We start from the raw sequence: 11502 nt of genomic DNA on the forward strand, positions 1-11502 counted from the left end.
GCTATGGCTACGGCATGGCCTCGGTGCGCTTCATCTGCGGCACGCAGGAGGAGCACAAGCAGCTGGAGGCGACGATCTCGTCCTTCCTCGGCATGGACGACACCATCCTCTACGGCTCCTGCTTCGACGCCAATGGCGGCCTGTTCGAGACGCTGCTCGGCGAGGAGGACGCCATCATCTCCGACGCGCTGAACCATGCCTCGATCATCGACGGTGTCAGATTGTCCAAGGCCAAGCGCTTTCGCTACGCCAACAACGACATGGCAGATCTCGAAGCGCGGCTGAAGGAGGCGAAGGATTGCCGCTTCCGGCTGATCGCCACCGACGGCGTGTTTTCTATGGACGGCATCATTGCCAACCTCAAAGGCGTCTGCGATCTCGCCGAGAAATACGACGCCATGGTCATGGTCGACGACAGCCACGCCGTCGGCTTCGTCGGCAAGAACGGCCGCGGCTCGGCCGAGCATTGTGGCGTCGAGGGCAGGGTGGATATCATCACCGGCACGCTCGGCAAGGCGCTGGGCGGCGCGTCCGGCGGCTACACCTCAGGCAAAGCCCAGGTGGTCGACTGGCTGCGCCAGCGCTCGCGGCCCTACCTGTTCTCCAACACGCTGATGCCGGCGATCGCCGGCGCCTCGATCAAGGTGTTCGACATGATCCGCAATGGCGGCGCCTTTCGCGAGCGCCTCTATGCCAATGCGCAACGCTTCCGGTCTCAGATGGGCAAGCTTGGCTTCACGCTGGCTGGTGCAGATCATCCGATCATCCCGGTGATGCTGGGCGATGCGGCTCTGGCACAGGAGATGGCGGCACGCATGCTGAAGCGCGGCATCTATGTCATCGGCTTTTCCTTCCCGGTGGTGCCGAAGGGCCAAGCCCGTATCCGCACCCAGATGTCGGCGGCGCATTCCAGCGCCGATATCGACAGGGCAGTTGAGGCATTTGGCGCCGTGGGACGCGAGCTCGGCGTGATTTCCTGAGCGCCGAAAACGATTCCGGATCAAAAGAATCAAGGAACAAAAGAATGTCCAACATGATGAAAGCGCTGGTGAAGGCCAAGGCCGAACCGGGCATCTGGATGGAAGAGGTGCCGGTGCCGGAGATCGGCCCCAACGACGTGCTGATCAAGGTCAGGAAAAGCGCGATCTGCGGCACCGACGTGCACATCTACAATTGGGACCAGTGGGCGCAAAAGACCGTACCGGTGCCGATGGTGACCGGCCATGAATTCGTCGGCACCGTCGCCGACTTCGGCGCCGCGGTCACCGAATACAAGCTCGGCCAGCGCGTGTCCGGCGAGGGCCACATCGTCTGCGGCCATTGCCGCAACTGCCGCGCGGGCAGGGGGCATCTCTGCCGCAACACGCTCGGCGTCGGCGTCAATCGCCCCGGCGCCTTCGGCGAGTACGTGGCGATCCCGCAGCACAATGTCGTGCCGATCCCCGACGACGTGCCGGACGAGATCGCGGCGATCTTCGATCCGCTGGGCAATGCGGTTCACACCGCATTGTCCTTCGATCTGGTCGGCGAGGACGTGCTGGTCACCGGCGCCGGGCCGATCGGCATCATGGGCGCGCTGGTGGCGCAATGCGTCGGCGCGCGAAAGGTCGTCATCACCGACATCAATCCGGTCCGGCTGGACCTGGCACGCAAGCTCGGCGTCCAGCACGTCGTCGACGCCTCGAAGGAAAAGCTGCGCGACGTCATGCCGAAGCTCGGCATGACCGAGGGCTTTGACGTCGGCCTGGAGATGTCGGGCGCGGCCCCCGCCTTCCGCGACATGATCGATACCATGAACAATGGCGGCAAGATCGCCATCCTCGGCATCGCGCCGACCGGCTTCGAGATCGACTGGAACAAGGTCATCTTCAAGATGCTGCACCTGAAGGGCATCTACGGCCGCGAGATGTTCGAGACCTGGTACAAGATGATTGCCCTGGTGCAGGGTCCGCTCGACGTGTCGGGCTTGATTACCCATCGCATCGGCATCGACGATTTTCAGGTCGGGTTCGATGCGATGCGGAGCGGCAATTCGGGTAAGGTTGTGATGGACTGGTGAGCGCTACCTGGGCGAAAGCGAAAGCAAAGCGCCGCAGGCACCTGCCGCTAGACATAGGAAGTCCGTTTGGGGTCTAAAACGGTGGGATAATGACGCTTGTCGAGCATGTCCAAGAATGGGTCCAACCCGACCGTCTTGATGAATTCATACTCGGCAGCGGAGATCAAATGGACGCAAAGGATGGTGACGTCATCGTCGTCAATGGTCAGCGCTTCTGCAATGCGTTTATCCGGTGCAATGATAGGGGTCAAAAACATGAAAATTCTGAAATCCGTGCCCGAGACGGGCGACCAAGGCATTTCAATGCGGTGACCAAAGCCCAACCATGTATTGTCGATAAAGGGATACTCCGCCAGCCATTTGAGATTGCTGATGATGTTTGAGTCAGGCTCGCGAACATACCACATCAGTTCGGCTCGCCGCTCAATGTTCTCGCCTGCCGTTGACGGGGTAGCCATACGCCGGTCGCTCATACCGTTGGTTAGGAGTACAAAGCCGTTGCCTGCCGGATCGATGAGCGAGAAGTCTCTGGGAAACGCAAGAACCTCAACGTCGTCAGACCCATTGCGCGGGAAGATGCTTTGGGGCTCACCAAGCTCTTTGGTGTAGACCGATTTTCGATAGAAGTTGTTAGAGTCACCGGATCCGGGTGGCCCCCCGGCAGGAAATCTCTTTGGGAGCCAAGCCATCCAAATGCCCTGATTTCAGCCCTTTAGTCCAACGTGATAGCACCAACTTTGTCTTGTCCCAAACAGGCTTCAAGCGCCGCCACCCCACTAGCAATCGCCGCCCGATCCTCCGCGCTCAGCCTCTCCAGCAACTCCCTCTCAAACGCCTTCGCCAGCGGCACCATTTCGCGATAGGCGGCAAGCCCCGCCTTGGTCAGCGCCAGGCGCTCCACCCGCCGGTCGTGCTCGTCCGCCGTCCGCGTCAGCCAGCGCCGCCGCTCCAGTTCGGCCACCGCTCGCGAAACCTTGGTCTTGTGCATGGCCGACTGCTCGCCGAGCGCCGTCGCTGTCATCGTGCCATGCTGGCCGAGCCCCGAAAGTGTGCGCCATTCCGGCCGGGTCAGGCCGTGGCGATCCCGGTAGATTTTCGAGAATTCGCGGCTGACGACATCGGCCAGCCGGTAAAGCCGGTAGGGCAGGAAGCTTTCGAGTTCGAGGATTTCCGATTCCATGATGCACCGTGGATGCGACGTTCGCCGTTGATAGTTACATTTTCGATGGTTACAAATGAAACCAAATTGGTCAACATCGCCGGCAGGCCGCGCCTAGCGAGGCTGAGAACCGGGATCAGGGAGGATCGGATGGGCTTTTCCTACATGCCGGGCTTCGGCAACGACTTCGAGACCGAGACGCTGCCGGGTTCGCTGCCGCAGGGGCGCAACTCGCCGCAGCGGCCGGCCTACGGGCTCTATGCCGAGCAGCTTTCGGGCTCGCCTTTCACCGCGCCGCGCGGCACCAACGAGCGCTCCTGGCTCTATCGGATCCGGCCGAGCGTCCGCCACACCGGGCGCTTCAAGTCCACCCTCTATCCGCTCTGGAAGACCGCACCTAATCTTGGCGACCACGAACTGGCGCTCGGCCAGTATCGTTGGAACCCGGTGCCGATGCCGAAGGAGCCGACCGACTTCATCGAGGGCATGCGCACCATCACCACCGCCGGCGACGTGCTCGGGCAGTCCGGCATGGCGGCGCATGTCTATGTCGCCAACCGCTCGATGACCGACGACCACTTCTTCAACGCCGACGCCGAGATGCTTGTCGTGCCGCAGGTCGGCGCCTTGCGCTTCGTCACCGAGATGGGGGTCATCGAACTCAGACCCGGCGAGATCGCCGTGCTGCCGCGCGGCCTCGTCTTCAAGGTCGAGCTCGCCGATGCCGAGGTGCGCGGCTATGTCTGCGAGAACTACGGCGCCAAGCTGACCATGCCCGATCGCGGGCCGATCGGCGCCAATTGCCTCGCCAATCCGCGCGACTTCAAGACGCCCTGCGCCTGGTTCGAGGACAGGGAGACGCCGTGCCGGCTGATCGTCAAATGGTGCGGCTCCTTCCATGTCACCGAGATCGGCCATTCGCCGCTCGACGTCGTCGCCTGGCACGGTAACTACGCACCTTACAAATATGATCTGGCGACGTTTTCGCCCGTCGGCGCCATCCTGTTCGACCATCCGGATCCGTCGATCTTCACCGTGCTGACGGCGCCGAGCGGCGAAGAAGGCACTGCCAACATCGACTTCGTCATCTTCCCGCCGCGCTGGCTGGTGGCGGAGGATACGTTCCGCCCGCCCTGGTACCATCGCAACATCATGAGCGAGTTCATGGGCCTGATCCATGGCCAGTACGACGCCAAAGAGGAAGGCTTCGTCCCCGGCGGCATCAGCCTGCACAATCTGATGCTGGCCCACGGGCCTGACGCGACTGGCTTCGAAAAGGCCTCGCGCACGGAACTGAAACCGGTCAAGCTCGACAACACCATGGCCTTCATGTTCGAGACCCGATTCCCGCAGATGCTGACCCGCTACGCCGCCGAGGTCGAAACCAGGCAGGACAATTACATCGACTGCTGGGCCGGGCTGAAGAAACGCTTCAACGGCACGCCCGAGGGCGACTGGTCTTGAGTCTGGACCGCCTCGTCCTGCTCGGGTCCAAGGGCGGCCCGGCGATCCGGCCGGGTGGGCCGTGGCCAAGTTCCTCGCTGCTCGAGATCGGTGGCCGCGCCATCGTCGTCGATTGCGGGCTGGGCGTCACCCGCGCGCTGACCGATGCCGGGCTCAGCCTGAAGACGCTCGACCTGGTCTTCATCACCCATCTGCATTCGGACCATGTGTTGGAACTCGGACCGCTAATCCACACCGCCTGGACGGCGGGCCTCGCCACGCCGGTGACCATCTTCGGTCCGCCCGGCACCGGCCACTACTGGCAGCGCTTCTGCCAGGCGATGGATTTCGACATCGAAATCCGCATCGTCGACGAAGGCCGGCCGGATATCAGGGATCTGGTCTCGGTCGAGGAGTTCGGCGAGGGACTGGTTGTGGAGGAGGGCGGGCTCAGGGTGACGGCGTTGCGCGTCGACCATCCGCCGGTGACCGACTGCTTTGCGCTGCGCGTCGAGCATGGCGGCAGGAGCATCGTGTTTTCCGCCGACACGGCCTTCTTCCCGCCGCTGGCCGACTTTGCCAAGGGTGCCGATATCCTCGTCCACGAAGCCATGCTGGAGGAAGGGATCGAGCGGCTGGTGGCGAAGACCGGCAACGGCGCGCGGCTGCGCGAACATCTGCTCGCCAGCCACAGTTTCGCCGAGCAGGCAGGGCGCATCGCCAGCGACGCCGGGGTCAAACGACTGGTGCTGAACCACCTCATCCCGGCCGACGATGCCGCGATCGGCGAGGCCGACTGGATCGCCGTCGTCAGGAAAACTTGGGCCGGCGACTTGACGATCGCCCGCGACGGCCTTGTTGTGGGGTTAGAGCATGATCCCGAAAAGTGGGACCCGGTTTTCGGAAAAGATCATGCGACAGACAAAGACCAAAGCGGCGAACAAGCCGCGCAAGGAGAGGAAACCGCATGAAGCTTGCAACTTTGAAGAAGGGGACCCGCGATGGAAAGCTGGTCGTCGTCTCGCGCGATTTGACGCGGTTCTCCGACGCCTCCTTCCTGGTGCCGACGCTGCAAGCCGCGCTCGACGACTGGCGGCGGATTTCGCCGCATCTGGCGACAATAGCGGAATCGCTGGAGAACAATGCCGTGCCCTCGGCGCGCTTCCACGAGCATGACGCCCACTCGCCACTGCCGCGCGCCTATCAGTGGGCTGACGGCTCGGCCTATGTGAACCATGTCGAACTGGTGCGCAAAGCGCGCGGCGCAGAAATGCCGGCAAGCTTCTGGACCGATCCGCTGATCTACCAGGGCGGCTCGGACAGCTTCATTCCGCCGCGCGATCCGATCCGCATGGCCGACGAGGCCTTCGGCATCGACATGGAGGCGGAGGTCGCCGTCATCATTGACGACGTGCCGATGGGCGCCGGCCCCGACCACGCGCGGGACGCGATCCGGCTGGTCATGCTGGTCAACGACGTGACACTGCGCGCCATCACCGGCCCCGAGCTTGCCAAGGGTTTTGGCTTCTTCCAGTCGAAACCGTCCTCGGCCTTCTCGCCGGTTGCGGTCACGCCGGATGAGTTGGGCGACGCCTGGGACGGCGGCAAGGTCAGCCTGCCGCTGCTCGCCGATCTCAACGGCAAGCCGTTCGGCCGTGCGAACGCAGGGGTCGACATGACTTTCGACTTCCCGGCGCTGATCGTGCATGCCGCGAAAACGCGCCCGCTCGCCGCCGGCAGCATCATCGGTTCGGGCACCGTCTCCAACAAGCTGGACGGCGGGCCGGGCAAGCCTGTCTCGGCCGGCGGCGCCGGCTATTCCTGCATCGCCGAACTGCGCATGATCGAAACCATCGAGAGCGGCGAGCCCAAGACGCCGTTCCTGCAATTCGGCGACACGGTGCGCATCGAGATGAAGGACAAGGCCGGCCATTCGATCTTCGGCGCCATCGAGCAGAAGGTCGAGAAATACGCGGGGTGAGGGGATGCCAGGCGAAGCCGTCTATTTGCTGTTTGGCGTGTGGGCGCTGGCCATTCTGGCGGTCTTCATCCAGGCGATCCGCCTGAGCTACCGCATCGAGGCGCGCTCGCCTGATCTCACCAACCGCAGCGGCGTGCCGCGCAACGCGATGATGTTCCACACCATCACCAATCTCAGCGTCGCGCGGGATGAAGAAACGCAAGGCCTGCGGCGGAAAATGATCCGGCTGCTGCTGGTCGTTGTCGCCGGCTTCGCGCTTATGGCGGTCGGCATCGGCCTTGTCGACAGGACGCCATGACGCTGCTTGATCACCTGTGCCGCATGGCGCGCAACAATCGCTGGTCGAACGACCGCCTGTACCGCGCCGTGCTGTCCCTCGAGCCTGGGGAATTTGAGGCCGCGCGCACCAGCTTCTTTCCGTCAATCAAGGAGACGCTGAACCACATCCTCGCTGTCGACCATCTCTATCTCGATTTTCTGACGGAGGGTGGTGTCGGCGCTGCCGCCTACGATGATTTCGTGCCGTTCGACAATGTCGCCGATTTGGTAGTGGCGCAGATCACCTTCGACCACAAACTTATCGCCTTCTGTGATGCCCTGTCCGAGGCCGATCTCGACCGTCGCGTCATCACCGATAGACGCGAGGACGGCATGATCCCTGAAAAGATCGCCGACATCCTCGCCCATGTCTTCCTGCACGACATCCATCACCGTGGCCAGGTGCACGCCATGCTCGCCGGCACTTCCGCTCCGCCGCCGCAGCTGGATGAGTATCTGCTCGACTATGATCTGAAGCTCAGGAAGGACGAGGTCGAGCGGCTCGGTCTTTGAACCGCTCGCCCTCCTGGGCCTTACGCCGCCTTGCCGTCCAGCTTGATCACGCCGCGCTTGATCTGGTCCTGCTCGATCGACTCGAACAGCGCGCGGAAATTCCTTTCGCCAAAACCTTCGTCGCCCTTGCGCTGAATGAACTCGAAGAAGATCGGGCCGATCACTGTTTTCGAGAAAATCTGCAGCAGGATCTTGGTCATGCCGCCGTCGACGACGCCTTCGCCGTCGATCAGGATGCCGTGTTTCTTCATCCGCTCGACCGGCTCGTCGTGATCGTGCACACGCTCGTGCGACATCTCGTAATAGGTGTCGGGCGGGCCGGGCATGAACTTCAGCCCGTTGGCGGCGAGCCTGTCGGTGGCCTCATAGATCGCGTCGGTGCCGACGGCGATGTGCTGGATGCCCTCGCCATTGTACTTCTTCAGATATTCGGCGATTTGGCTGGTCTCGTCCTTGGACTCGTTCAGCGGAATGCGGATCTTGCCGCAGGGCGAGGTGATCGCACGGCTGACCAGACCGGTGATCTTGCCGTCGATGTCGAAAAAGTGGATCTGCTTGAAGCCGAACAGGTCGCGATAAAAGTCCCACCACTTGTCCATATTGCCGCGATAGACATTGTGGGTGAGGTGGTCGAGGAAGTAGAAGCCGACACCCTCGGGCTTTGGGTCGCGCTCGCCCAGCCATGCGAACTCGGCGTCATAGGCCGAGCCTTTCTCGCCATAGGCCTCGATGAAATAGAGCAGGGAGCCGCCAATGCCGACGATGGCCGGCACGTCGAGCGCCTTGTCGGTGCCCTCATAGGGCGTCGCACCCTTCGACACGGCATGCTCGAAGGCGTGTTTCGCGTCTACCACGCGCCACGCCATAGAGGCTGCGCAGGGTCCGTGCTTGTCGACGAACTTCATCGCATGCGAGCCGGGCTCTGCATTGACGACGTAGTTGATGTCGCCCTGCCGCCAGACCGTGATGTCCTTGGTGCGGTGCTTGGCCACCGCGACATAACCCATGCGGGTGAAGAGCTCGGCGAGCTTTTCCGGCTCGGGATGCGCGAACTCGACGAATTCGAAACCGTCGGTGCCGGCGGGGTTCGCCTTGCTGATCCTGGCGGGCGGCGCGTCGTGCGGGAAGGGGCCCATGGCGGTTCTCCGAAGCTGTTGCGGCCGTTCCTGGCCATCTTTGCTCATCATAGCGCCTGAGGGCCGCACGGTGCTTGCATTTGAACGCCTGAAATGCTCATGTCATGCGTGGAATGTGCATGAATGGAGGAAAATCCGTGGATGATGCGCGGCTTGACCAATTTGATCGCAAGTTACTGGCGCTTCTGCAAGGCGATGCGCGGCTCACCAACAACGACCTTTCGGAGCGGGTGAACCTGTCGGCGTCGCAGTGCTCGCGCCGCCGCCAGCGGCTGGAAGAGGACGGCTACATCAAGGGCTACCGCGCCGTGCTCGACCGCGATCGGCTGGGCTTTTCGCTGGTCAATGTCATCTCGGTGACCTTGGCCACCCACAATCGCGACAATGCCCGCCGCTTCGGCGAGTTGGTGGCGCGGCTGCCCGAGGTACAGGAGGCGCACGCGCTGACCGGCGAGATGGACTACATATTGAAGGTGGTGACGCCCGACCTCAAATCATTGTCGGAGTTCGTCAATGGCGTGCTCCTGCCGCATGAATCCGTCCAGCACGTGAAGACGGCTATCGTGCTAGAGACGCTGAAGGAGACCGGCGCTCTGCCGATTTAGCCCCTCGACTGTTGAATCAGCCCATAGAGATTGGTGCAGCGCGCGCCGGAGCGGCAGTAGGCGAACACCGGGCCTTCGAGCTCGTCGAGCGCCGCGGCCTGGTCCTGGACATTCTCGAAGGTGATCTGGCCGCTGATGACCGGGATGAAGCGGAAGGCGAGGCCCGCAGCCTCTGCCGCCGCCTGGACGCTTTCGGCCGAGGGCTGGCCGGGCTGCTCGTTGTCCGGCCGGTTGCAGATCACGCTCTTGAAGCCTGCTTCCTTGATGGCGGTGATATCGCTGGGCTGGATCTGGCCCGAGACGGAATAGTCGTCGCTGATCTCTCGATATTCCATGGTCGTCCTCGCAATCTGCTTCGGCGGCAGTCTTGCCATCCCCTGACGCGGCCGGCAACTGCTCCCGCCGATCGCGTATCGTCGCACGCCGTCGGCGTCGTCTTTGCAGATAGACATTCGCGGCGGAAAATCCAGCCGGATCGTCGCGATCCGGCTGGATGAGCCGACTTCAGCTGCCGAGGATCGCGCCTTTGATCTGGGCGATGTTGTTGTGCATCATGTCGATATAGGTCGAGGCCGGGCCGTCGGGCTGCGACAGCGCATCCGAATAGAGCGTGCCGCCGACCTTGATGCCGGTCTCGCTGGCGATCTGCTCGATCAGTCGCGGATTGGTGATGTTCTCGATGAACATCGCCGCCGCCTTGTCCTGCTTGACCTGGTTGACCAGCTTGGCGACATCGGCGGCCGACGGCTCGGAGTCCGTCGAAATGCCCTGCGGCGCCAGGAAGGTCAGGCCGTATTCGTGCTCGAAATAGCCGAACGCGTCGTGCGAGGTGATGACGACGCGCTTCTCTTCGGGGATCGACTGGATCGCGGCCTTCACTTCGCCTTCCAGTGCATCGAGCTTCTTGGTGTAGGCAGCCGCATTGGTCTGGAAGCCGACGCAGCCCTCGCTGTCGGCGGCACAGAAGGCCTCGGCGATGTTCTTCACATAGATCCTGGCGTTGGCGATCGACTGGAAGGCGTGCGGGTCGGTAACGGTCTTGCCGGCGCCTTCGGCAGCATCCGCGTCAGCAAATTCCGGCTTGAAGTCGATCGGGGTGACGTCCTTGGTCAAAGTCACGATCGCGGCCTTGGTAGCGCTGGCGTCGACCAGGCGCTGCAAAAAGCCTTCGAAATGCAGGCCGTTGACCAGCACCACGTCCGCGCCGGCCATTGCCACAGCGTCGGCCGGGCTCGGTTCGTAGACATGCGCGTCGCCATCCGGCCCAACGATGGTGGTGATGCTGACCCGGTCGCCGCCGACATTCTTGGCGAAATCCGCAATTACCGTGAAGCTCGCCACCACCTTGAGCGGCGCGGCGAGGGCCGACGATGTTCCGAGAGCGGTAAATGTTATAACACTCAGGGTCAGCGCGGCACGGAAGGATTTCAGCATTGGGCGGGTCTCCTTGCTTGGGGATCAGGCGGTGCGGTGGCGGTGGTGGACGATGCGGGCGCGCAACGCGCCGCGCGAGCCGAACACGATCGAGAAGAAGTAGACGACACCGGCCGACAGGATGATGGCCGGGCCGGACGGCAGCGAGGCGTGATAGGACAAGAGCAGCCCGGCGATGCAGGAGGCAAAGCCGACCAGCACCGCCAGCACGCACATAGGCTCGACCCGCACCGTCCAGAAGCGGGCGGCGGCGGCCGGCAGCATCATCAGCCCGACCGACAAAAGCGTGCCCAGCGCCTGGAACCCGCCGACGAGGTTGAGCACGACGAGGCCGAGGAAGATGAAATGCACCGGGCTGCCCATGCGGCTCACCGAGCGCAGGAACAGCGGGTCGAGGCATTCTGCGACCAGCGCCCGCCAGAAGATGGTGAGGCTGACTAAAGTGACCAGCACGATGCCGCCGATCAGCGTCAGCGCCTCGTTGTTGAGCGCAAGCACGGTGCCGAACAGCACATGCATGAGATCGACGCTGGAGCCCCGAATTGACACCATCAGCACACCGACGGCGAGCGAGATCAGATAGAAGGCCGCCATCGAGGCGTCCTCGCGCTGGATGGTGAAGCGCGAGACCGCGCCCGCGCCGAGCGCAACAATGATGCCGGCGATCAGCCCGCCAATGGTCATCGGCAGGATTTCCAGGCCGTAGAGCAGGAAGCCGGCGGCGGCACCTGGCAGGATGGCATGCGCCATGGCGTCGCCCGACAGGCTCATGCGCCGCAGCATCAGGAAGACGCCGACCGGGCAGGCGCCGAGCGACAGCAGCAGCGAGCCGAACAGCGCCCGCTGCATGAAGG

14 protein-coding genes are annotated in these 11502 nt (G+C 63.1%); 8 read left to right on the forward strand and 6 right to left on the reverse strand.

The genetic code is table 11. From position 1 onward, the window contains the following. Nucleotides 1–980, forward strand: a 980-nt coding sequence (locus EN780_RS17160) for a glycine C-acetyltransferase (protein ID WP_128274797.1), incomplete at its 5' end; no start/stop codon positions are given. Between the two features lie 44 nt (nucleotides 981–1024). Continuing rightward, nucleotides 1025–2059, forward strand: a complete 1035-nt coding sequence (tdh, locus tag EN780_RS17165; protein ID WP_127310564.1) for an L-threonine 3-dehydrogenase — start codon at nucleotides 1025–1027, stop codon at nucleotides 2057–2059. Between the two features lie 47 nt (nucleotides 2060–2106). On the opposite strand, the gene EN780_RS17170 is transcribed toward tdh, so the two are convergent. Together EN780_RS17170 and EN780_RS17175 are read right to left on the reverse strand one after the other, a co-directional pair. Then, the gene (locus EN780_RS17170; RefSeq protein WP_127310563.1) at nucleotides 2107–2748 is read right to left on the reverse strand and encodes a suppressor of fused domain protein; all 642 of its coding nucleotides are present in this window, start codon (nucleotides 2746–2748) and stop codon (nucleotides 2107–2109) included. Between the two features lie 23 nt (nucleotides 2749–2771). Beyond that, complete coding sequence (locus EN780_RS17175; protein ID WP_128274798.1) at nucleotides 2772–3239, reverse strand: MarR family transcriptional regulator; 468 nt, start codon at nucleotides 3237–3239, stop codon at nucleotides 2772–2774. Nucleotides 3240–3368: 129 nt separating this feature from the next. Here EN780_RS17175 and hmgA point away from each other — a divergent pair, with 129 nt between their 5' ends. Genes hmgA through EN780_RS17200 form a run of 5 tightly spaced genes read left to right on the forward strand, consistent with a single transcriptional unit; the run spans nucleotide 3369 to nucleotide 7473 of the window. Then, nucleotides 3369–4682 carry a homogentisate 1,2-dioxygenase gene (gene hmgA, locus EN780_RS17180; RefSeq protein WP_128274799.1) on the forward strand — a complete coding sequence of 438 codons (1314 nt, stop codon included), beginning with the start codon at nucleotides 3369–3371 and terminating at the stop codon, nucleotides 4680–4682. Next, a complete protein-coding gene (locus EN780_RS17185) occupies nucleotides 4679–5632 on the forward strand; it encodes an MBL fold metallo-hydrolase (protein ID WP_245499994.1) in 954 nt (317 codons plus the stop codon). Before hmgA ends, EN780_RS17185 begins: the two co-directional genes overlap by 4 nt. Next, nucleotides 5629–6642 carry a fumarylacetoacetate hydrolase family protein gene (locus tag EN780_RS17190; protein WP_128274801.1) on the forward strand — a complete coding sequence of 338 codons (1014 nt, stop codon included), beginning with the start codon at nucleotides 5629–5631 and terminating at the stop codon, nucleotides 6640–6642. The genes EN780_RS17185 and EN780_RS17190 overlap by 4 nt, the downstream gene beginning before the upstream one ends. 4 nt (nucleotides 6643–6646) lie before the next feature. Continuing rightward, nucleotides 6647–6940, forward strand: coding sequence for a hypothetical protein (locus EN780_RS17195; RefSeq protein ID WP_127284600.1), 294 nt, complete (start codon nucleotides 6647–6649; stop codon nucleotides 6938–6940). Beyond that, complete coding sequence (locus tag EN780_RS17200) at nucleotides 6937–7473, forward strand: DinB family protein (protein ID WP_128274802.1); 537 nt, start codon at nucleotides 6937–6939, stop codon at nucleotides 7471–7473. The genes EN780_RS17195 and EN780_RS17200 overlap by 4 nt, the downstream gene beginning before the upstream one ends. A 20-nt stretch (nucleotides 7474–7493) precedes the next feature. Here EN780_RS17200 and hppD read toward each other — a convergent pair whose 3' ends face one another. Next, the gene (gene hppD, locus EN780_RS17205; RefSeq protein ID WP_128274803.1) at nucleotides 7494–8609 is read right to left on the reverse strand and encodes a 4-hydroxyphenylpyruvate dioxygenase; all 1116 of its coding nucleotides are present in this window, start codon (nucleotides 8607–8609) and stop codon (nucleotides 7494–7496) included. A 137-nt stretch (nucleotides 8610–8746) separates the two neighbouring features. Between hppD and EN780_RS17210 the strand changes: the two genes are divergently transcribed. Further along, nucleotides 8747–9214, forward strand: coding sequence for an Lrp/AsnC family transcriptional regulator (locus EN780_RS17210; RefSeq protein WP_127284603.1), 468 nt, complete (start codon nucleotides 8747–8749; stop codon nucleotides 9212–9214). Here EN780_RS17210 and EN780_RS17215 read toward each other — a convergent pair. The 3 genes from EN780_RS17215 to aztB form a co-directional block, all read right to left on the reverse strand. After that, on the reverse strand, nucleotides 9211–9549 hold the full coding sequence (locus tag EN780_RS17215; RefSeq protein ID WP_127284604.1) for a TIGR01244 family sulfur transferase: 339 nt from the start codon (nucleotides 9547–9549) through the stop codon (nucleotides 9211–9213). The genes EN780_RS17210 and EN780_RS17215 overlap by 4 nt on opposite strands. 169 nt (nucleotides 9550–9718) lie before the next feature. Next, entirely contained in the window at nucleotides 9719–10648 is a 930-nt protein-coding gene (gene aztC / locus EN780_RS17220; protein WP_128274804.1) for a zinc ABC transporter substrate-binding protein AztC, read from the reverse strand. A 24-nt stretch (nucleotides 10649–10672) separates the two neighbouring features. Continuing rightward, nucleotides 10673–11502 (reverse strand): zinc ABC transporter permease AztB (gene aztB / locus EN780_RS17225; RefSeq protein ID WP_133372632.1); only part of this gene is annotated, 830 nt, incomplete at its 5' end.

This window comes from Mesorhizobium sp. M4B.F.Ca.ET.089.01.1.1 (assembly GCF_004022605.1).
Taxonomy (GTDB): Bacteria; Pseudomonadota; Alphaproteobacteria; order Rhizobiales; family Rhizobiaceae; genus Mesorhizobium; species Mesorhizobium abyssinicae.